This window comes from Amedibacillus sp. YH-ame6, assembly GCF_053848845.1.
Genome location: NZ_JBSPEZ010000024.1, coordinates 21,683 through 43,419, shown reverse-complemented (window position 1 = coordinate 43,419; position 21,737 = coordinate 21,683). Strand labels below are relative to the sequence as shown.

At 31.9% G+C, this 21,737-nt stretch carries 18 protein-coding genes; 4 read left to right on the top strand and 14 right to left on the bottom strand.

Annotated features, from left to right (window positions below; genetic code table 11):
* Positions 1 to 263 precede the first annotated feature (263 nt).
* The 11 genes from ACWG0P_RS13385 to ACWG0P_RS13335 form a co-directional block, all read right to left on the bottom strand.
* Positions 264 to 1,085 carry an SDR family NAD(P)-dependent oxidoreductase gene (locus ACWG0P_RS13385; RefSeq protein ID WP_455790630.1) on the bottom strand — a complete coding sequence of 274 codons (822 nt, stop codon included), beginning with the start codon at positions 1,083 to 1,085 and terminating at the stop codon, positions 264 to 266.
* A 273-nt stretch (positions 1,086 to 1,358) separates the two neighbouring features.
* Positions 1,359 to 3,251 carry a glucose PTS transporter subunit IIA gene (locus ACWG0P_RS13380; RefSeq protein ID WP_455802141.1) on the bottom strand — a complete coding sequence of 631 codons (1,893 nt, stop codon included), beginning with the start codon at positions 3,249 to 3,251 and terminating at the stop codon, positions 1,359 to 1,361.
* Positions 3,244 to 4,920 carry an alpha-glucosidase gene (locus ACWG0P_RS13375; RefSeq protein ID WP_455802140.1) on the bottom strand — a complete coding sequence of 559 codons (1,677 nt, stop codon included), beginning with the start codon at positions 4,918 to 4,920 and terminating at the stop codon, positions 3,244 to 3,246. Before ACWG0P_RS13375 ends, ACWG0P_RS13380 begins: the two co-directional genes overlap by 8 nt.
* A gap of 12 nt (positions 4,921 to 4,932) precedes the next feature.
* Positions 4,933 to 5,757, bottom strand: coding sequence for a Cof-type HAD-IIB family hydrolase (locus tag ACWG0P_RS13370; RefSeq protein WP_455802139.1), 825 nt, complete (start codon positions 5,755 to 5,757; stop codon positions 4,933 to 4,935).
* Between the two features lie 91 nt (positions 5,758 to 5,848).
* Positions 5,849 to 6,625 carry a MurR/RpiR family transcriptional regulator gene (locus tag ACWG0P_RS13365; RefSeq protein ID WP_455790622.1) on the bottom strand — a complete coding sequence of 259 codons (777 nt, stop codon included), beginning with the start codon at positions 6,623 to 6,625 and terminating at the stop codon, positions 5,849 to 5,851.
* On the bottom strand, positions 6,615 to 7,385 hold the full coding sequence (locus ACWG0P_RS13360) for a MurR/RpiR family transcriptional regulator (RefSeq protein WP_455802138.1): 771 nt from the start codon (positions 7,383 to 7,385) through the stop codon (positions 6,615 to 6,617). The genes ACWG0P_RS13365 and ACWG0P_RS13360 overlap by 11 nt, the downstream gene beginning before the upstream one ends.
* 135 nt (positions 7,386 to 7,520) lie before the next feature.
* Complete coding sequence (locus tag ACWG0P_RS13355) at positions 7,521 to 8,264, bottom strand: class I SAM-dependent methyltransferase (protein WP_455802137.1); 744 nt, start codon at positions 8,262 to 8,264, stop codon at positions 7,521 to 7,523.
* Between the two features lie 128 nt (positions 8,265 to 8,392).
* On the bottom strand, positions 8,393 to 8,749 hold the full coding sequence (locus tag ACWG0P_RS13350) for a hypothetical protein (protein ID WP_455802136.1): 357 nt from the start codon (positions 8,747 to 8,749) through the stop codon (positions 8,393 to 8,395).
* Between the two features lie 36 nt (positions 8,750 to 8,785).
* A complete protein-coding gene (locus ACWG0P_RS13345; RefSeq protein ID WP_455802135.1) occupies positions 8,786 to 9,115 on the bottom strand; it encodes an ASCH domain-containing protein in 330 nt (109 codons plus the stop codon).
* A gap of 322 nt (positions 9,116 to 9,437) precedes the next feature.
* On the bottom strand, positions 9,438 to 11,054 hold the full coding sequence (locus tag ACWG0P_RS13340) for an ABC transporter transmembrane domain-containing protein (protein WP_455802134.1): 1,617 nt from the start codon (positions 11,052 to 11,054) through the stop codon (positions 9,438 to 9,440).
* A gap of 143 nt (positions 11,055 to 11,197) precedes the next feature.
* Positions 11,198 to 12,454, bottom strand: coding sequence for a hypothetical protein (locus tag ACWG0P_RS13335; protein ID WP_455802133.1), 1,257 nt, complete (start codon positions 12,452 to 12,454; stop codon positions 11,198 to 11,200).
* 402 nt (positions 12,455 to 12,856) lie between these two features.
* On the opposite strand from ACWG0P_RS13335, the gene ACWG0P_RS13330 reads away from it, so the two are divergent.
* Positions 12,857 to 14,068 (top strand): IS256 family transposase, encoded by a 1,212-nt coding sequence (locus ACWG0P_RS13330; RefSeq protein ID WP_455802132.1) that lies wholly within the window; start codon positions 12,857 to 12,859, stop codon positions 14,066 to 14,068.
* A 418-nt stretch (positions 14,069 to 14,486) separates the two neighbouring features.
* Here ACWG0P_RS13330 and ACWG0P_RS13325 read toward each other — a convergent pair whose 3' ends face one another.
* The 3 genes from ACWG0P_RS13325 to ACWG0P_RS13315 form a co-directional block, all read right to left on the bottom strand.
* Complete coding sequence (locus ACWG0P_RS13325; protein ID WP_455802131.1) at positions 14,487 to 15,815, bottom strand: ATP-binding protein; 1,329 nt, start codon at positions 15,813 to 15,815, stop codon at positions 14,487 to 14,489.
* A gap of 230 nt (positions 15,816 to 16,045) precedes the next feature.
* Complete coding sequence (guaA, locus tag ACWG0P_RS13320) at positions 16,046 to 17,587, bottom strand: glutamine-hydrolyzing GMP synthase (protein WP_455802130.1); 1,542 nt, start codon at positions 17,585 to 17,587, stop codon at positions 16,046 to 16,048.
* Between the two features lie 120 nt (positions 17,588 to 17,707).
* Positions 17,708 to 19,042: an NCS2 family permease gene (locus tag ACWG0P_RS13315; protein ID WP_455802129.1), complete on the bottom strand. Its 1,335-nt coding sequence runs from the start codon at positions 19,040 to 19,042 to the stop codon at positions 17,708 to 17,710.
* 259 nt (positions 19,043 to 19,301) lie between these two features.
* Between ACWG0P_RS13315 and ACWG0P_RS13310 the strand changes: the two genes are divergently transcribed.
* The 3 genes from ACWG0P_RS13310 to ACWG0P_RS13300 all read left to right on the top strand — a co-directional run bounded on the left by ACWG0P_RS13310 (position 19,302) and on the right by ACWG0P_RS13300 (position 21,697).
* Positions 19,302 to 19,844 carry a hypothetical protein gene (locus ACWG0P_RS13310; RefSeq protein ID WP_455802128.1) on the top strand — a complete coding sequence of 181 codons (543 nt, stop codon included), beginning with the start codon at positions 19,302 to 19,304 and terminating at the stop codon, positions 19,842 to 19,844.
* 171 nt (positions 19,845 to 20,015) lie between these two features.
* The gene (locus ACWG0P_RS13305; protein WP_455802127.1) at positions 20,016 to 20,954 is read left to right on the top strand and encodes a DUF6994 family protein; all 939 of its coding nucleotides are present in this window, start codon (positions 20,016 to 20,018) and stop codon (positions 20,952 to 20,954) included.
* Positions 20,951 to 21,697 (top strand): hypothetical protein, encoded by a 747-nt coding sequence (locus tag ACWG0P_RS13300; protein ID WP_455802126.1) that lies wholly within the window; start codon positions 20,951 to 20,953, stop codon positions 21,695 to 21,697. Before ACWG0P_RS13305 ends, ACWG0P_RS13300 begins: the two co-directional genes overlap by 4 nt.
* Positions 21,698 to 21,737 lie beyond the last annotated feature (40 nt).

Genomic DNA, 21,737 nt, shown 5'->3' with positions numbered 1-21,737 from the left:
CTGATTCCCTCATCACCGATTACTGATAATGCCTTTATCTATGATGATCTGCCATTTTAGTGAGAGATTTTATTTTCGCTTATGTTTCATCTTTTTTGAGACATTTTCAAAAACGGTTGACACTGATTTATTATTTTCCTACTTATAAAGGTTTTATTCATCTACAAGTCATACAAAAAGAACGTCTTATCAAACGATGCCCTCTAGCATTTCTAAGACGTTCTCTTCTTATATTCAAGTAATTATACTGAATCCTTCATTTATTAGTAAACTGTAAATCCTCCATCACTTACTACGATTGAACCAGTGATATGTCTTGCCTCATCACTTGCTAAATACAAGATAGTTCCGGCTTGTTCTTCACTTGTCGCATTGCGTTTTTGTAATGTTTCAATCTTACCTGACATCATAGAATTTTTAATATATTCACTTGGATCAATTCCTTGTGCCTTTAAATCACCAATCACTTTCATCATTTTATTCTTTGCAGTTTCTGTAAGTGGCGTATCTGTTCCTGCAGGACAAACCGCATTACATGTGATATTTTTTGTAGCGTAATCCATAGCTGTTGATTTTGTTAATCCAACCACACCATGTTTACTAGCAACATAAGCAGGACCAGCAGGAGTTGCACGTATTCCTGCGACACTTGCAGTATTGACAATGGTTCCACCAAATTCATTCTTTAACATATATTTAATCTCTTCACGAATACAATAGAACATTGCATTTAAGTTGGCATTCACTACATCAAACCAATCATCATCACTTACATCTTCTATCTTCTTAGAATCACCAACGATCCCAGCATTATTAATCGCAACATCAATGCGGCCATAAGTTTCCATGGTACGTGCATATAATGCGATGATATCTTCTTTCTTTGTTACATCACATGCCACAAATAAAGCTTTTCCACCCGCATCAACAATGGTTTTTTCAATCTCTTTACCACGTTCCACACTTCTTCCCGCAACAACAACGATAGCTCCTTCTTCTCCTGCGCGAATACAAACTGCTTTTCCAATTCCACTCGTTCCCCCAGTCACAACCATGACTTTATCCTTAAAACGATCCTTAAACATATATACTCCTCGCTTTCTATGTAACTTTATTATAGCGCTTACATAATCAATTTGATATATAAAAACCAAATTTTTATGTTTTCTATAGGTTCCCCCATGCTCTTTACTAAATTTCATATCGCAATCTAAAATGAAGATACACTGAAGTACTGCTTCTCCTCTATCATTATAAAAGGCGTAACCATGAAAGATTGTATACCTTTCTTGCTCACGCCTTAAAATTTCAGAGTGTTTCTTATATATTTCGTTTACACTACTTTTGATATTTCCTATTTATAAACATTCGATAGAAAGCATATCGTTATGTTTCATATCTTTTTGAACCTTTGATAGATTCACCTTTTTACCATCGGTGAAAATGACCATAGTTGTCGTAGACTTTCCAAGTTTATGAATCTTGTCGATATCTACATGAACTAAGACATCCCCCTGTTTTACTTCTTCACCTTGTTTTACACATACCTCAAAACCTTCCCCATTTAACTCCACTGTATCGATTCCAACATGTAGTAATAACGTACCTTCTTTACCTCGAATGCCAAAAGCATGACCACTTGGAAATACAGTTTCTAATGTACCTGAAATAGGCGCTACGATTTTTCCCTCTGTGATTTCAATCGCAAAGCCATCTCCCAACATTTTATTTGAAAACAATTCATCTTCCACATCTTCTAATGCGATACGATTGCCAGTTGCTGGAGCTTGTAATACAAGTTCACATGGACCACCCAATACTTGCATATCCTCTTCAATCGCTTCATTTTCATGAATCGCTTCCTCCGGAATTGCAAATAGATACGTAATTGTAAAGCATACTACAACAACTAGGATAGAAATGATGAAATAGAACAGAAGTTGATGTCCTTCATAAATATACATTAAGTAAGAAGGAATTACAGCGAGTCCATACGAATTTGATTGAATATGGAAAATAGATAATAAAGCTGCACCAAGACCAGATGAGAAACACATTACAAATAATGGTTTTAAATTATATCGCAGTTGGATACCAAATAATACAGGTTCGCTGATTCCAAACAATTGCGATAACATAGCTCCTACTGCGGTTTGTTTTACTTTTTGAATCTTTGTTTTCTTAATAAAGGCGAGACAAGTACCAACATTCGCAAATCCATACATTGCACATAAGGTAATAAGAGCGTTAAATCCAGTGTTTGCTAGTAAGGATGTTTCAATCATAACATACGTGTGATGAAGTCCAGTAATAACAGCAAGAGGATACGTAAATCCAATTAAGAACCCACCTACTCCAAATGGAAGTTCAATCAATATACGAATGATATCCACCATTTTCAATTCGATGATATGCATGATTGGTCCAATTCCTAACAATATGATAAGCAATGTGATTAACATAACGAAGAATGGTGTAAAAATAAGATCCAATACATTTGGCATATGCTTACGTAAGAATTTTTCAATAGTTGCGCCTATATACCCAGTCACAATAGCAGTAAGTACACTTCCTTGACAACCAACTAGTGGAATAACACCAAACGCCATAATCGCTTTTACTCCACTGTTAGGATCCGCAACTGCATATGCATTAGGAAGGATTGGAGAGACAAGCATCAATCCAATTACCAAACCTATCACTGGAGTTCCCTTAAATACTTTAAAGGATGACCAAACAATGATTGCTGGTAAGAAAGCAAACGCTGTTTCTGTTAATACGGAAACTAGTGTTTGGATATATGCAGGAATACTAGCACTCGTTGCACCAAATAAAGATAGTACACTATCGTTGAAGAGACATCCTTTTAATCCAAGGAATAAACCAGTAGCCGCAATCACAGGAATGATTGGCACAAAGATATCCGCTAATGTACGCATGAATCTCTTCATCCCTTTTTCTTGGTTCTTCATGACATCTTCTTGTTCTTTTTTGGATACTGTTTTAAGTCCCATTTGTTCTACTTCCGCATAGACTTTATTGACGATACCAGTTCCCAAAATGATTTGATATTGTCCAGCTGTAAAGAAGACTCCCTTTACCTCGTCAATTTTATCCACAAGCGCATCATCAATGTTATTTCGATCTTTCACAAGAAGGCGTAAACGTGTGGCACAGTGTGTGATAGATAGGATATTATCTCTTCCTATTGTATCAATAATTTGTTCTGCGATAATTGCATATTTATTCATGGTATTCCCTCACTTTCATCAATACTGCTTGAAATGGTTGTAACGTTATTGTATCTTTTGATATGAAATCTTCTTTTAAATTTTGAAAGATAATATCATATGTTGCATGACTTTCTTCATGTATTTCTTGATTACTAAAATTGAAGTAACAATCTATCACAGTATTCTGATAAGTTCTTCTATAAGCAATCAACTCTTTACTTTGGGTTTTGATTGGTGTGATATCACCATAGATGAGACAATCACTGTATTCACTATGTTGACGAACATCAATCATTTCCTTATAGAATTCATAAATACTATCTTCTTTTCCAACTTGGTTGATGGCATTGATTTCTTTGTAATGATCATCTAGTGCTAGCCAAGGTGTATGATTGGAGAACCCTGCATAGGTTGAATCATCCCAAGGGAATGGAGTTCTAGAATTATCACGACTTCTAAGATTCACAAAGTGCATTGCTTCTTCTTTAGAGAATCCTTCTTCTAAAGAACGATGGTATTGGTCGATACTAGATAGATCATTAAACTGTGATACATCATCTCTTTCGAAATTGATCATTCCTAATTCTTGTCCTTGGTATATAAATGGAGTTCCGCGTAGGAAGAAATACATAGCTCCCAACATTTTTACTGCATCTTTATTTCTTTGATGTTCTTGTAAATACTTTGTCGTTGCTCGAGGTTGATCATGATTTTCAATAAAGTTTGCGGCCCAACCGTATTTTTGTACTTGCATTTGACTATTTAAAATACGATTGCGTAAATCTTCAATGGTCCAAGGTATTCTTAGAAACCATTCGCTTCCTGAAGCGATATCAAGATCTGCATGTTTAAAATCAAATATCATAGAGAAGAAGCCATCCTCTCCTATAAATTCTTCTAACTGATCGTATTCAATTCCTGCTGCTTCCGCAACGGTCATACAATCATATTTCTGAAAGGTTTCTTCTTTCATTTCTTCCAAGAACTTTTCAATACCTGGTTTGTTTCTTGTAGCCTTCGTACATTTCACAAGACCATCAACACCATCGCTTTCTAAGCTTTGAAAGGATAAATCTTTTTTGATAAAGGTAATGGCATCCACTCGAAATCCTGCAACACCTATACGAGACCATTTTTCAATAATATTATACAATGCTTTTCTAAGTTTTGGGTTTTCCCAGTTTAAATCTGGTTGTTTTTTACCAAAGGAATGAAAGTAAAACTCATCTCTACCTTCTACCTTTTCCCATACACTTCCACCAAATACAGAACGCCAATTGTTTGGTACTTGCGTTCCTTCTTTGAAAATATAGTAATCATGATATGGACTGTTCACATCATGCAATGCTTCTATAAACCAAGGATGTTCATCACTGGTATGGTTTAATACTAAATCAAGAATAATCTTAATTCCTTTTTCTTTTGCCTCTTCAATCAAATCCGTTAAATCGGACATCGTTCCAAAATCTTCCGCCACAGATAAGTAATCACTGATATCATATCCATTATCATCCATTGGAGATTTAAAGATTGGACATAACCAAATCATGGTAATTCCTAAATTCTTCAAGTACTCTAATTGCGATTGAATACCTTTAAGATCCCCTATTCCATCTTGATTGCTATCTTTAAAACTTCTTGGATATAGTTGATAAACAACCTCTTTTTGCCACCATTGTTTCTTCATAATGCCGCCTCCTTAAATAAGCTTTCTTCTTTTTAGTTCGTTGTATACACCATCTTGAAATATGTCTTCGCAAATCGATGTGGCTTTTGCTTTTAGTGCTTCATGCCCATTTGCCATTGCGATTTTTATATTGGAATACTGAAACATATCTAGATCATTTTGCCCATCTCCAAAGCATAGGGTTTCTTCTTTCTTGATATCACACTCATGTTGTACTCTTTGTACTGCAGAACCTTTGTCACACCCTCTTTGAACAATTTCATAATAGGTTGTATCAGTATCTTTTTCTTGTTGTACCAAGTACATGGAAGTACCTAAGATATCTTGTATCTTTTGATATACTTCATGCTTTCCCCAAAGGTAGAGCTTATGAATCGGTTCCATATTGTACTGTACCATGTTATCAACGTATCGAATTTTTTCTTGGATGAATTGTTTATCTGTTGATCGTAGTGTCTTTCCTTTTTGTTCATTCATCGCGCATAGGATTTCTTGTGCCTTTTTATTCATGAATACTTCATCGCCACTTTCTAATGCAAATCCAATATTCGCATCTTTTAGAACCGATATACATTTCATCATCATTTCTTGAGGGAAGTACGCATCCCATAACACTTGGTGATGCAGTTCAATGTGATTACCTCCACCCGTGATATATCCATCCAATGAAATTGTAAGTACATCATCTGGAATTGTTGCTTTACTTCTTCCTGTGCAAATGACTACGAGGATATTCCCTTTTCGACATTCTTGTATCGCAGTGATTGCGGAATTAGGAATTCCAAGACGTTCATCTCTCAGTGTTCCATCGATATCAAGTAGTATAAGTTTGACCATGATATGTTCCTTTCTCTTTTGACAATTTCATCTTAAACCAAAAGTAAAGGGCTTTCAATCGCTGAGAGCCCTTTCGTAAATATGTTCTTTTCTAGTTCTTATTTTCATTGTTTGAAAAAATGTTCACATCACAATATAACTTATATTTCACATATAATAATTCTATAAGAATAAAATACGGTGTTGTAACTTCATAGTGCAATGTGTCATCTATTTCCATTTGCATGGTATCGATATAGAAACTTTCATCGCATAAATGAGAGAGTTCATTACTTTTCATTTTTGTAATAGATATCAAAAACGCTCCCTTTAATTTCAACTGCTTCGCAAAAGATATCACTTCTTTTTGTTCACCATGCAAAGATATAAAGAAGACAACATCCCCTTCTTGTACAAACTTTTGTAACGATGGTATCGTATCTACTCCATACATATCATAGAAGCTCTTCCCTGTTGGAAGAAAAATGCGCTTCATTTCTTTTGCGGCTCTTCCTTGTTGGTATCCTTCTCCATATACGATGATTCTTTTCGCATTATAAAGTTTTTCAAATAATAATGTACAATCCTTTTGTTCTACATGATCAATCACATGATGATAGGTATCTAATACATCTTTCATGTCGTATTCTTTTCTATCAACTGCTTTCCCTTCAAAACGTAGAAGTGCTTTTAATTCACTATAACCTGGAAGCTGTAATTTCTGTGCAAATCTAGATAACGCACTTGTGGACACATGATATTTCTTTGAGAACTCTTCAATTCCTAAATGAATACAATCTTCTCTATGTTGTACGATACAAGTACAAATATATTCATCATTGGCTGTAAAGTGATCAAAATGCACGTTGATTAATTCTTCAAACTTCATTTTCTTCACCCCCATGTTCCATCTTTTTCTTATATTCTAAATACTTCATAAACAACATATCCAACAACGCATAAAAAACTCCAACCATTTCATAAGAAACATATTGTTTATTATCCAATCGTTGTGTTGCTGCATATACATTCATTTCACACATCGAAGAAATCGTATTATTTTGTAAACGTGTAATGGATAAGGTATGTATATGAGAAGACATATCTTTCATGACTTCGATTCCTTCTTTGGTTTCTCCTGACAATGAAATTATGATAAATACGTCATCTTTTTGAAAACCATCTTTCATAAGTGCTATCTCACCATAATCAAATAGGTCAATGACACACTTCCCAACCGTCAAAAAGATACGTTTAAATTCCTGAGCAATGCTTTTTTGTTCATTACCAGTGCCATATATATAAATGGTATCCGCATGATATAGTTTTTCGCAAATCTGTGTAAATGATATCTTATTTAAATCTTGTATCATAAGATGATACGATTCACATACATTATGAAAATCTAGTTGTGTAGGCCGTTCTACATCACTTTCTTTTAGTAAATACTTCAGTTCTGAAAATGATTGTAAGGATATTTTTCTACACACTCTTAAAAGAGTTGCTCGAGATACATGACAAGCTTGTGCTACTTCATCACAAGATGCCTGGGCAAGCAATAAACGATTTGATAAAATAGTCTTAAGAATCTGTTTATCACTCGTATTCAATGCATCGTAATAGGTATTCATCAACTTTTCTAATTCCACAGCGTTCACCCTAATCCTTATATGCTTAATTATGACATTTTGTGATAGAAAAAACAATTTTGTTTTACAAAATTTGAGAATTATTAGAATCGCTTCATACCCTTACAGTATGGTTTCTAAGGTGTATAGTTTACATTACACTTTTCTTAATTCTGCAATTGCGCCATAATGCAAAACTTCAAATTCAGAAAGAGCAATCTCCTGTAACAACTGCATATGTTCTTCTTCCCATGCTTTAACTTCATATTCACTTAGAGAAGCACCAACACCTCGACATGCTTTCATTCTTCCATGCCAACTTTCACGTGTGAATTTGATGGATAAAGGGTATTCCTCATGATAAACATATTCAAATTTATCGCGATAGCATTCAGGTATGGAAATAGGATGTATCCTCTCTCCACAACCGTTCCATTCAGGATTATATTTCAACACAAGGTTTTCACTTGCCCCAGCAATTTTATCCTCAAAAGGTAGCCATGCCATATACAAGATAAGGATCCTTCCATTCGGCTTTAACATATCATATAACTTAGGCATGATGTGTTCATGATCAAAATACCAAAAGCACTGGCATGCGGTAATCACATCGAATGAATTCTTTGGAAAATCAATATGTTCTGTAGGTAATGCATAATACTTGATATCCATATCAACAGAGAGCATTTTCGCCTGTTCAATCTGTTGTTCAGAAATATCTGTGCCTGTCCATGTTGCACCATAGCGAACCATATTTCTTGGCAAAACCCCTGTTCCAGTACCTATATCAAGAACATTTTGTCCTGCTATACAAAGACCGCAAGAAGTGATTTTATCATAGAATTCTTGTGTATATGTCTCTGTATCTTGCGTAATCAGCTGATGTCTTACCCCAATCAAAAACTTTTCCACCATCTATATTTTTGTCTGTAATATGCATGTTTCAAACTTCCTTTCCATCATTTACACTACGTTATTGAAAATATCATGCGTAGTTTAAAGCATACCTAATTCCCTTATTATAAGTACTAAAGGTTCTTCATACTCTCTTCAATCAATTCCTTTGATAGCTCCATTGCACGTAAAGTTTTAAGGTAGCGATTGTATTGTGCTGTCCTTACTTCATATTTGCTTTGCGCCTTAGTACATTTGTGAATAATTGATAGAATGGGAGGCAATGCCTTTTCTAATTCTTCTTTGGAATACGTCCGTATCTGTTTCTCAATAAGCTCTTTTGAAGTATATAATGCATGTAATCGATTCTTCAATAAAGTATATTGAGAACATCCTTCTTCAAATTTCAACTGAGCTTTTTCACACCTCGAAATAAGAGATTTTAATTCCTGTAAAATTTCTTCCTTATCTTGTTCTATATCACTTTTCATATAATTTTACTCCTTATAAGATTACAAGAATAATTATCATTCGTTTATAACACGTACTTCAATTCCCAAAACTCCATACTTATCAATTTCTTTTTGCGAGTAATATACTAACATGTCCTTAGGATCTGCGATTTGTTCCTTCATATAACCAATGGAAAGTTTGTCATGGTTCAGATATAATTCATTGAATGATGGATAAATATGTTTATCTAAAACGAGACATTTCAAAAGTTCTTTCGTATCTATATTTGTAAACACTATGATAACATCCTGCTGTATTTGAGCTCTTTTCTCATCATTTAAACGCATTTCTATTGTCTTGGTTTTATTCTTTATTGCCTCAAATGAGTCTGCCCATAAAGTCATTTTACCATGACATAGTTCATTTAAAAAGACTTATCAGATATTCTTTTATCTAGTAATTCTCGACTTATATCATAGCTTTCCTTGAAACATGGTATCTGCATCTTTACATAAATACTAAACAGCTGTACTACTCGTCATCATCGCGACTGGCATTCCACCTGGAACCATTCATCTTTGACCTGCAAAATACAGATTGTAAATATGAACAGATTTTGAAGAATAGCTTTGACTACTTGTTCTAGGCTTCATAACAAACACCCAAAATCTACGAAATTTATTACAAACTCTATTTTATTTATTTCATTAATTCGTATTTTATTTATCAAATGATAACTACTTTTCTACCAATCTCAACACTCGCATCACTATTATGAGAGATAATCACAAGTCCTAAATCGTATTTCTTAGCAAATTCATTTAAGTCAATTGAAAACTTTTCTCTTGTGTTGTAATCCAAAGCACTGGTGGGTTCGTCTAACAATAAGTAATTTGGCTTTCTTATTAACATTCTTGCAATACAAATCCTTTGTTTTTGTCCACCACTAATATTGGATGACCCTGCATATAGTTTATAATTTAATCCTTTATCCTTAATCAATTCTTGTAATTGACACACTTGAATTACTTCATTAAATAGGTTTTCATCATATGTTTCATCAAGAAAAATATTATTTTTTATTGTATCATCAAATAAAACATTTTTTTGATCAACCATCAATACATTTTCATATAAACTTTTATATAAAACTTTTTTTGAATTTACACCATTAAACATTATTCTACCTTCATAATTATCAATAGATTGCATAACTAGTCCTAATAAGGTACTTTTTCCACAACCACTTTCTCCTTCAAGATAAATAATTTCACCTTTTTTAATTTCTAATTTAAAGTTGTTTAATATTTTCTGATTCCCATATTGCACGAAATCTAATTCAACATTGATACAATCAATATTGTTTAATTCTACTTCTCTATCGTCTTTTTTATTACTGTTTATTTCTTTATATAATCTAACTGATAATTTCCCACATACTTTTCTTTCATTTGTCGTATCTGCGATTATTCTTATTGGTTCTTGTATTTGACTAACAAGAGTATACATTGCAAGTAATGAGCCTATGCTCAATTGGTCTATGCTCACAAAATATACTCCTATTAATACACTAGTAAGTGGTAAACCTAGATTTAAGATAACATAGATACAAATATATAACACATTCATAAAATTGAATTTTCTTTCATATTTAAACAAATCAATATTTAGTAAATTAGTAAAATTCTTTATAAACAATCCTTCTTTTGATAAATATTTAATCGTTTTAATCCCTTCAAAACTCTGAATTATATAATCATTATTCTCTCCAGCCTGTTTCAGTATTTCATTATTATACTGAGCGATACGTTCACTTATGATTCTCGTCGAGATAAAACACATGAATACTATACACATAATAATGAAAGTCAAAATCGAATGGTAATAGATTAAAATAACTATATTTATTAATAGAGTGAATGACTGAATGAACATAATCACATTCCCCGATGAAATATAATTACCTATTTGAATCGTTTCATTATTGATTAAGGAAGACAATTTACCAACTTGATTTTTATTAAAGAACCCAATATCATTTTTTAAAATTTCTTTATATATTACTCTCTGTGTACTGTATTTTCCTTTAATTAATAAAAGCCTAAAAAAGTATTGATAAATTAGTACAATTAAAAAATAAAATAACAAAACCAGTAAATAGCTTATGCCTGTTTTCATTATATCGACGACTGAATTTGATGTTACCTTATCAATTATCCCTTGTAAATATACTACTAACAAAGCACTTGTTAATATATAAATAATTGAAAATATGATAGTCGCAATTTTATATTTTTTAATATCCTTTACTTTGTTTTTATAATATCTATATTCTTTATTCATATCTCTCTCCTATAAAATACGATTCAACATTGTCCTTTTCCTTTATTATTTAGATTATAAATCAAAAAAAAGAATTAGATATGAAATAGAATTTCATCTAATTCTTTGAGGATTTGTTATTATTTATTGCACAATTCTATTCTCTAGTGCAAAAATCGATATAGTTTTTCTTTATTTCCACTTTTTTCACAACATGCTTTAAACTCTTCTAACAATAATTTTGCTACAACTTCGGAAGGATATGAATTATAGATTATATTTTTTCTATTTTTCATCAAATAATCTTCTAATAGTGGAACTTTATTATTAGAATATTTCAATACATAATAACCATATAGTAATTTAATTGTATCGTCATAACATACTATATCGTTGTTCAGCAAATAGCTGTCTGAAACTTCTCTATTTAATATCGTATGTATGGAATAAACAAAGATTATATTTGGGAAAAAATAATCTTTATGAAATATGACTTTGTCAAACGCTCTTAATGATTCATCATAATTTTCTTTTAGATAGTTATAATACCCTTTATAACTGTAATAATCTAAATAGTTTTTATTCTGTTTCCCTAGCTTAATTATAATTGGCTCTATTTTATTACAAAGACGTATGAATTCCTGTTGTTCAACATGCATATATATGAACAATTTATTTAAATATAATTCTATCAATTTATTTTTATCATTCTTTATTTCATATGCTTTTTCTAACTTATCACATAGAATGGATGCTTTATAAAACTTCATTTGTCGTATATAGATTGCTAACAACATCATTTGATTATAATCAGATTTTAGTTTTTCAAAATCTATAGCTTCACAAATAGAATCAATTTTATCTATATCATAGTTGTAATGATGCTTTAGTATAACATATGCTACAACTTCCTTATCTCTTAAATTCAACTCATCAAATACTGTTAGTAGAAAAGCTATGTCATCATTATCTTTATATAATCTTTCACTTAAATAACTATCGATTATTTCAAAAACTTTAAGATATATTACTTCGATGACACACTCATCATAATTTCCTAATTCTTTAATCATTGGAGCAATTACATCATCACTATATTCTTTAGATTCTATCATTAAAGATATTTTATGATTCATATTATTATATAAATCATAATTATCTTTATCATAGTTATATTTTAGTTTAAGGTTGTCTAAAAGATCATCATATATTTGACTTTCCTTGAAAATGCCTCCATTTTTCAGTTTATTATACGATTGTAAAGAACAAATATTACCTTCCTTATTTTTGATAAATTCATGAACCTTAAATCTAGAATCTTTTGACTTTTTATATACTCTTTTTCTTTCGTATTGAATAAATTTCCCTATTAATCTTTTTTCATTTTCTTTTATATCTATTTTCATATGTTCTTCCCCCATGTTCATATCTCCAAACCACAGCACTTAAAAGTCGCTATTCGTTTGGTGAATGAAATTTTTAATTTTATCATCTTTTTATCGACATCAGTAAAATAATATGTCTTTTTAAAGATGCTCTTAGCTTCACTAATAAGAGTTCTTAAATTTAATTTCATATGGAACATTATAACATTTATCATTTTAGTAATGTAGAAAAATGACATCATATGGATAATGATCACATAAATTAGAAAATATTCAGTTTTAAAAGAAATCTATACGTTATGGATTGTAACCTAAATGAAAATTTAAACTACCATAGATTTATAATTATTTCTCATGGGAATGTAACGAAAGATGTGTAAATAGTAAAAAACGGGTAAGAATGTAGATGTAAAACAAACTTACTAGGAGGAAAATACTATGAACACATCTTTTATTTCGACAAAACAACTAAAGGATCTTGTCAATGAACAAAAGTTTACATCAACACAGGATATTATGGAATGCATGAAGGGAATGTTTGCGGATGTTTTAGAACAAACACTACAAGCAGAAATGGATCTACATTTAGGTTATGATCATTCTGAAAGACAAGCTCAGGAAGGGCGTAAAAACTATCGTAACGGCTCTGTAAAACGTACTATGAAGACCCAATTAGGTGAAGTGGATGTGAATGTGCCACGAGATCGTAATGGCGATTTTGAGCCAAGAATTATAGGCAAATATCAACGTAATGCAGATGGCATAGAAGAACGTATTTTGTCTTTATATGCTACTGGTATGTCAACTCGTGATATCAAAGACCAGATCAAAGGACTTTATGATGTAGAAATTTCTGAAGGTCTTGTTAGTAAAATCAGTGAGCGTATTTTACCAGAAGTTAGCGAGTGGCAGAATCGTCCTCTTGAAGAGAATTACCCATTTGTTTTTATGGATGCAATTCATTATAAAATACGTGAAGATCATCAAGTTGTGACAAAAGCAGCTTATGTTGTTTTGGGCATTAATAGCGAAGGAATGAAGGATGTACTTGGATTATGGGTAGGTGCAAGTGAATCTGCAAAATATTGGATGGGAGTGTTAAATGAGCTCAAAAGTAGAGGGATTAAGGAAGTGTCCTTATTCTGCGTTGATGGACTCACAGGCTTTAGAGAGGCAATAGGAGCAGTGTATCCAAAGGCAAGAATTCAACGATGCATTGTGCATCAAATTCGCAATAGCACACGCTTTGTTAGCTATAAGCATATCAAAGAGTTCATGGTAGATTTGAAAACCGTTTACCAAGCAAATACAGAGGAACAAGCACTCAACCAGTTAAGCATTTTCAAAGATAAATGGGGGAAACTATATCCAACCTCTATTCGCAGTTGGGAGGATAACTGGGATATCTTAAGCACCTACTTTGATTATCCAGTTGAAGTACGAAAAATTATCTACACAACGAACGCTATAGAAGGATTAAATAGACAATTCAGAAAGGTAACGAAAACAAAGACTGTATTTCCTAACGATGATAGTTTACGAAAAATGTTGTATCTAGCTATACAGAATTTAAGTAGCAGATGGACACAGCGATGCCGTAATTGGGATATGATTCAGAATCAACTTGAGATCATGAACACACACTGTTAATATGTAAAGATAAAAACATAAAAAAATCAGTATGAACCTTAATGAAAAGGGCATACTGATAATAGATAAATCAAAGATGAACATCTATGGTTCGACATCTACTTGTTTATTCTTGTCGAATATTACTTACACATAATTCTTCACATTCCCTTTCTCATTGGTATAGCTAATAAAAAATGATAGTATTCATCTTGCATACTGATTAACATCATTATGAGATTTGAATTACTCAGTAATTATTCTCTTCACAACAGTTATTATACTAAGCAAATTTGTTTAGTATAATTCTCAATTCAACCCTTTTTCATCCTTTTTTTACACTAAATTTTCTGACTATACAAGCTGATGGTATCAAACTGGTATCAGTAAGATATACAGTATACCCTTTAATTAACCTTATGACTTATTAATTGTTGTATTACTTAATGAAATAACCTCCTGTTTTTTTAGCTCCTTTAAGTTCGATATAGTTTTGAAGTTTCCTTCTGATTGAATTTCTTATCATATCTATGGTTACTTCATTATTAACCATACGTATTTTCGTAAAAATATCAGGAACCTTAATACCAGGATTATGACTTATGACTTTTAAAACTTCTAAATCAAGGTCATTTATTTTGTCATTTATTTCGTCATTTATTTCGTCATTTATTTGGTCATTCTTAATCCCATTTAAATTAGGAAGAACTACACTAAAGAAATTATCAGAAGTTTCAAAGTTAGGTTGTACCCTCTCATTTTCATATGCTAATAATGTTCGAGGAATGCCTGTCCCAAAATTTTCGATTAGGCCTAGTTTATCGAACACATGAACAAGTTTATCATTTCTATATGTTTGCACTCCCTTCATTATTTCATCTAGTGTAGCATTAAAAATGCCTCCAGGACTTGTAATCCTGCATTTATCTGTATAAAATTCTACTTTAATATTTGAGCGAATAAAATAATCAGCATGACAAAACGCATTCAAAATCATCTCTCTAAGTGATGCTCCAGGATAAGATACAATTTCTTTCCTTTTAAAAGATTTAATATCAATGGTCGCCGATACATCATTTAATCGTTCTGCTTGTTCTTTTATATTTTTAAATAATTCGATCAATGATCCTTTGAATTGTTTCTTTAATTTGAAATTCATATTTTTATCGTATTCAGCAACTTTAACTACAATATCTGATTGATCTGATAAAATAAAACCAAGATTTGTATATTTCCCATCTATCTTTTGAATTCCTAATGAAATCATAATTCTCTCATTTAGTTCAATTTCATTTTCTTCAAACATTTTATTTAAAGATTTAAATGTTAAATCTTGCTCATCTGAATCATCTTCCTCATAATTATAATTTTTAGATAACATAATCATTCTTAATATTTCATCTTCATTGGCTTTTCTGATACTTCTACCAACTCTTTTATAAACTCCACTAGGCTTTGGGCCTTTTTCCTTCAAATAATATGGTTTATCTTTTCCCTCTCGTACTTCTATTACCAATACACCATCCGCATTAAAATAATGTTTTATTAAATTCGATGGCAACGGAAATATTACATCTTGAATCCAATTAGCAATTTTCGTATCAATTAAATCCCTATCTATAGACAAGAATGGTTCATATATACTTCCGTCATCTTCAACACCAACATATATTGTTCCATTCATCGTATTTAGAAAAGCTATGATTTCATTTTTTATAGGTTCAATTAATTCTCTCTTCAATTCTACATCTACCGTTTCTTGATACATACATCGCCCTCCATTTTTTATTTTGTCTATCTAATATCGAAATTATAACACCTTGACAAAATATATTCAATTACTTAATTTGATCTAAATCCTAATTATAAAAAGTTCTCTTTTGATACCAATTTGATACCATTGAAATACAAAATATTGTATATTCAGTGAAATGGAGAGAATCAATAATAAAAAGCACCTATTTAATGGCGCTTTAAATAAAATAAGTATGTTGTTTACTATTCAAATTCGATTGTTGCTGGTGGTTTACTTGTTACATCATACAGTACGCGATTTACATGCTTCACTTCATTTACGATACGAGTCGAAATGACATCCAATACCTCATAAGGTATCTTAGCCCAATCTCCTGTCATACCATCAATGGATGTAACAGCACGAATGGCTACTGCATAATCATACGTTCTTTGATCTCCCATGACACCAACAGAACGCATATTCGTTACTGCGGTGAAATACTGCCAAATTTCACGTTGCAATCCTGCTTTTGCAATCTCTTCACGTAAAATGAAATCGGAATCACGAACGATTGTTAATTTTTCTTCTGTGATTTCTCCAAGAATACGAATACCAAGTCCTGGTCCTGGGAATGGCTGACGCCATACCATACTAGAAGGTAACCCCAACTCTTCTCCTAATGCACGCACTTCATCCTTAAATAAAGTATTTAAAGGCTCAATTAACTTAAACTGCATATCTTCAGGTAATCCACCTACGTTGTGATGACTCTTTATGGTCTGTGCTGTTGCTGTACCAGATTCAATCACATCCGTATATAAAGTTCCCTGTGCTAACCATTTGATATCTTCTCCAGAAGTTAATTTCTTTACTTCTTCATCAAATGTATAAACAAATTCATTTCCTATAATCTTACGTTTTTGTTCAGGTTCACTTACGCCCGCAAGTTTTCCTAAGAAACGCTCTTTCGCATCAATTTTTACTAGGTTGATATTCATCTCACGTCCAAATGTTTCCATAACGCTTTCTGCTTCACCTTTTCTCAACAATCCATGATCAATAAACATACAAATCAATTGATCACCAATTGCTTTATGTAATAATGCCGCAACTACACTAGAGTCAACACCACCACTTAATCCTAATAACACTTTATCGCTTCCAACTGTTTCACGAATCTTTTCAATCTGCATATCCACATAACTGTGCATAGACCAATCGTTATTTGCTTTACATATTTCAAAGACAAAGTTCTTTAGAATATCATTTCCAAATTCACTATGTCTTACTTCAGGGTGAAACTGTAATGTGTAGATTTGTTTTTGTGTATTGCTAGTGGCTGCATAAGTACAAGTCTCACTTGATGCATTTTTTACATATCCTGATGCTAATTCAGCAACCTGATCACCATGACTCATCCATACAATTTGTTTCTTTGGAAGATTCTTGAACAAAAGACTTTCTGTTTCTACTGTGATTTCTGTACGACCATATTCTTTCGCTTCACATGCTTTCACACTTCCACCATTCATATCATGCGTCATCTGCATTCCATAACATATTCCAAGTACAGGAATCCCTGCATCAAAAATAGCAGGATCACACTTAAATGCATCTTCCTCATAAACACTATTTGGACCACCACTAAAGATGATTCCTTTTACGTCCCCAAACGCTTTTATTTCTTCTAGCGTTAAGGTATGTGGATGTAACTCAGAGTACACACCAAATTCACGGATACGTCTTGCGATCAACTGATTGTATTGACTACCAAAATCCAGTACGATAATTTTATCTGACATTGAAATCCTCCTCTATAAATAAACCGATACCATCCATATAAGAATAGTATCGGTTATTTTAATACTATATATTAGACGTCTAATATAATAGCATTATTTTTTGTTTTTTTAAATATTTTTCTACATTATTTGTGGTAATGCAAAATAGATCACAAAGATAATCATTAGAAGCCATACCGTTATATGCACTTGTTTTGCTTTTCCAGCCGCAATCATAGCTACTGTATAAGAAATAAAACCAAATGCAATACCGTTAGAAATAGAGTATGTAAGAATCATCGCAATTACCGTGATAAATCCTGAACTAGCGAAAATCATATCTTCCCAATCGATTTCTTTTAACTGTTGAGCCATTAAGATACCTACTACAACAAGTGCAGGTGCAGTGACCGCATTTGTTACTGCAGATAAAACAACAGGTGCAAATAATACAGATACAAAAAATAAAACTCCAGTGGTAACTGCAGTTAATCCAGTTTTACCACCAACAGCAACACCAGAAGAGGATTCTACAAAAGAAGTCACAGTAGATGTACCTAAGGCTGCCCCAGCAACAGTACCAACTGCATCCGCAAGCAATGCACGTTCTACATTTTCTAATTCTCCATCTTCATTCACAAGACCAATTTTGTTCGCAATTGCCACAAGTGTTCCTGCTGTATCAAAGAAATCTACGAATAAGAATGAGAAGATAACGATGAATGCATTGACTGGATCTGCAAATAAATCCCCAAATCCTTGCATAAAGCTTCCAGCTGCTTTCATTTGGAAATCTGTTTCAATCCATTTTTCTGGTAATGCAGGCATTCCCGCAACATCAAGCACGCTACCACAAATGATTCCAATAATAGCAGTTATGACCATACCAACAAATACAGCTGCTGGTACTTTCTTGATCAAAAGAAAGATTGTTAATAAGATTCCAAAGATTGCTAACAATACTGTAGGATCCCCAAAGTTCCCCATAGATACTGCCGTAGCTTCATTTGCTACAACGATTCCAGCATTCTTCAAACCAACAAAGGCAATAAAGAAACCAATGCCCGCACCGATTGCCATTTTCAATTGTTTTGGAATTGCATTGATTATCATTTTACGTATTCCAGTTACAGAAATAACAACGAAGATCAATCCTGAAACAAAGACACCAGCTAAAGCTGCTTGCCAACTAAATCCCATCTGTCCACAAATGGTATAAGCAAACAATGCATTAACTCCCATTCCTGCTGCTAAAGCAACTGGATAGTTTGCCACAACACCCATAATTACAGATGCAATACCTGCAGATAATGCAGTTGCTAAGAATACAGAAGATAAATCCATTCCAGCATCTGCTAATACATTTGGATTTACTCCAAGAATGTACGCCATTGCTAAGAACGTAGTAACACCCGCAATCAATTCGGTTTTTACAGTTGTATTCTTCTCTTTTAATTTAAATACTTTTTCTAACATAATTTCCTCCCTGTTTTTTTCTTTCAAAAAGCACTGTGATAATCTTACAACACTTATCCTTCAACACTCTTGTGGAGAACCTCCATATTGCATCGTTTAGATATGCGTAAGACGAAGTTTATTATATATGATAAATTTGTTTTTTACAATTCCTTCCTTGAAGTAATCAGTTTTTAATACAAACGACAATTTTTATGAAATATAATTCCCTCACTTTGATAGTATTAATCTTTATTAAATAGATGTCAAGAACCGACTGATGATTCTTGTGAAAACACCTATCTTATGTTATGATAATTTACGTAAAGGTGGTTATCAAATGTATAAATATCACTACTGCATTACTACTTCTAAGAAGATGGATAACTTTTTAAATTATGACGAGCAAATTATGTTATGTGTAGAAACATATAATCGGAAATCCGAGCATTCAAGAAACTATAAACATATTTCTACGTGCAATATAAAAAAAGACACTATTGAATTTGACTTTTTATCCCAAAATGATTTAGGAGATTGTCCTTCTTTAAAACCTCTATGGTTATTCTCTAGGTCTATGCTCTCTATTTCAGGATTACAAAAATATTGCGTTGATAAGAGATTCTTGAAATTAATGAATGTAAAAAGGATTTCCATGGAAGATGAAAATGTAATTCTTACAGACAAAGATGTTTTAAAGAATTTAATTGACATTTATATGGTAGAGCATAAGGCGTCTCCCTATATGAATAAATTGAGGACTGAAATAAAGGAAGATATCAATGCAATTATCATGAGGTATATAAACAACAAAGAAAGTTAATATTCTATATAAGCTGTGATCTCTCATAGCTTATTTTCTTGCTTCGTAAATATGGTTTTTACACATTAGCACAAAATAAACATTCGGTTCTTGATATTGAGGTATAATTATCTTATACTTTTAATAAACATAGAAGTTCTAATTATATAGACCTTCAGGAGGACAATGAATATGAATGATATTATTTTTTGTAAGAATATTGTCTTGAATTTTCTTGATACTTATGGAAATGGAGACATCAATTTTCTAAAGGGATTTGATTTTTCACTACTATACAAAAACAGAAAGAACTACGATTTTTATGGAGAAAAAAGTAAGAAAGCAAGATACTCTGATGCTGATGATACATTATTGATTCGATGCATTTTATACTTACTACATCGCCAAGATATACAAGGATTATCATTTCATGATATAGGCACTGGAAAGAAATATCGAGGAGATACAATAAACTCTTTTCGTTCACTATTTAAGTGGTATCTAAATGAAACACAAGATCAAATACATCCTATTTTAAAAGAAAATAAAGAATCTGTTCGCGACTATTTATCAGAAGGATTAACGAGAACACAATATTCGAAACTAACTTCAAATATTGAAGCATATCTATCTACATACCATACTCTTGGTAATTTTATATTAATGCCAAATCACACTTGCAATAAACAAACAATTAACACTGCAAGAGGACAATCTATTTACCTTCAAGACTTTTTTGATATGTTTCTAAATGAGGTTAAAAATAAACTTGCAAATAGCGGAAGTGATCGCAACGGTATACAAAAGTTCTTTCATAAGGATTGCTGTAAGGAATATCTTAAAGGATCCTTTGCAACGTATTGTGAAACATATTTTTTGAATATGTATATTTCCGATAATGAAATTAAATTCTATAAGATAAACAACTCCTCCTATCCAAAGAAAGCAAAGCGATGGAGAGTAATTAAAGATTTTAATGACATAGAAATTCAGGAATATTATGAAAATTCATTAGATTTTATAAATGATGCTACAGAAAGAATAAAAAAACGTGAAGAGCTTATGCTACAACGATTAAATGAAATATTATATTATAAACAATCAAATGAAAATGAAGAGAGAGAATCATGAACACAGGACTTGTTATTTATGAAAAAGGAAGCACAGATTATGTTCCTTTAGATAGTCAAATCTTTATTCCATGGTACGATATTAGCGAATTCGAACAAGAAGTTCCATGTGAATTCCTTGAATTACCAAAAATTGAACAAAGAGATAGTTCATTCCTTATAAATTATATAAACAAAATAGCATATGACTATACACATCTCTTCATTTTGTGTTGGTTAAGCGAACATGAATATACTCTTATAAACCATTTTAAAAGTTTAAAAGCATTATATATTTTCATAGCACCTGACCTAAAAGATATAAGTTTTATATCTCATCTCGATTACTTAAAAGATTTATACATCAATTTCTCTATAATAAATGATTTAACACCTATTAAGAATCTAATACTACGTCAACAAGAAATTTATTTTAGTTTTATGAGTGTAAGGTATCAAGAGAGACTATGGATAGATATTTATGAAAGCATGCTTAGCAATATTGGCATTATGAACGCCAAAATAACTTCATTAGATACTTTTGAAGATTTGGAGGCATCCGTAAGCGAATTAAACATTTCTTATAACGACATTGACAATCTAGAAAGTATAAAAAATATTCATATGACATATTTAAATATATCTCATACGAATATTTCATTAGATGAAGCTAGCTCTTTCATAAAAGCAAAAAACCAATTTGGAATCAAGAATATCCTTGTTAGTGATAAGGAGTTGTTCTACGATATTCAGACATTACCATAAATTTGATATTTGCTTAGTAAAACTACTCATGAAACATATG

Coding starts and splice junctions, on each gene's coding strand:
- ACWG0P_RS13315 (WP_455802129.1), bottom strand. CDS start 19,042: ATGTTAGAAAAAGTATTTAAATTAAAAGAGAAGAATACAACTGTAAAA.
- ACWG0P_RS13325 (WP_455802131.1), bottom strand. CDS start 15,815: ATGTATCAAGAAACGGTAGATGTAGAATTGAAGAGAGAATTAATTGAA.
- ACWG0P_RS13300 (WP_455802126.1), top strand. CDS start 20,951: ATGAACACAGGACTTGTTATTTATGAAAAAGGAAGCACAGATTATGTT.
- ACWG0P_RS13345 (WP_455802135.1), bottom strand. CDS start 9,115: ATGACTTTATGGGCAGACTCATTTGAGGCAATAAAGAATAAAACCAAG.
- ACWG0P_RS13385 (WP_455790630.1), bottom strand. CDS start 1,085: ATGTTTAAGGATCGTTTTAAGGATAAAGTCATGGTTGTGACTGGGGGA.
- ACWG0P_RS13340 (WP_455802134.1), bottom strand. CDS start 11,054: ATGAATAAAGAATATAGATATTATAAAAACAAAGTAAAGGATATTAAA.
- ACWG0P_RS13375 (WP_455802140.1), bottom strand. CDS start 4,920: ATGAAGAAACAATGGTGGCAAAAAGAGGTTGTTTATCAACTATATCCA.
- ACWG0P_RS13365 (WP_455790622.1), bottom strand. CDS start 6,625: ATGAAGTTTGAAGAATTAATCAACGTGCATTTTGATCACTTTACAGCC.
- ACWG0P_RS13310 (WP_455802128.1), top strand. CDS start 19,302: ATGATTCTTGTGAAAACACCTATCTTATGTTATGATAATTTACGTAAA.
- ACWG0P_RS13380 (WP_455802141.1), bottom strand. CDS start 3,251: ATGAATAAATATGCAATTATCGCAGAACAAATTATTGATACAATAGGA.
- ACWG0P_RS13335 (WP_455802133.1), bottom strand. CDS start 12,454: ATGGGGGAAGAACATATGAAAATAGATATAAAAGAAAATGAAAAAAGA.
- ACWG0P_RS13330 (WP_455802132.1), top strand. CDS start 12,857: ATGAACACATCTTTTATTTCGACAAAACAACTAAAGGATCTTGTCAAT.
- guaA (WP_455802130.1), bottom strand. CDS start 17,587: ATGTCAGATAAAATTATCGTACTGGATTTTGGTAGTCAATACAATCAG.
- ACWG0P_RS13370 (WP_455802139.1), bottom strand. CDS start 5,757: ATGGTCAAACTTATACTACTTGATATCGATGGAACACTGAGAGATGAA.
- ACWG0P_RS13305 (WP_455802127.1), top strand. CDS start 20,016: ATGAATGATATTATTTTTTGTAAGAATATTGTCTTGAATTTTCTTGAT.
- ACWG0P_RS13350 (WP_455802136.1), bottom strand. CDS start 8,749: ATGAAAAGTGATATAGAACAAGATAAGGAAGAAATTTTACAGGAATTA.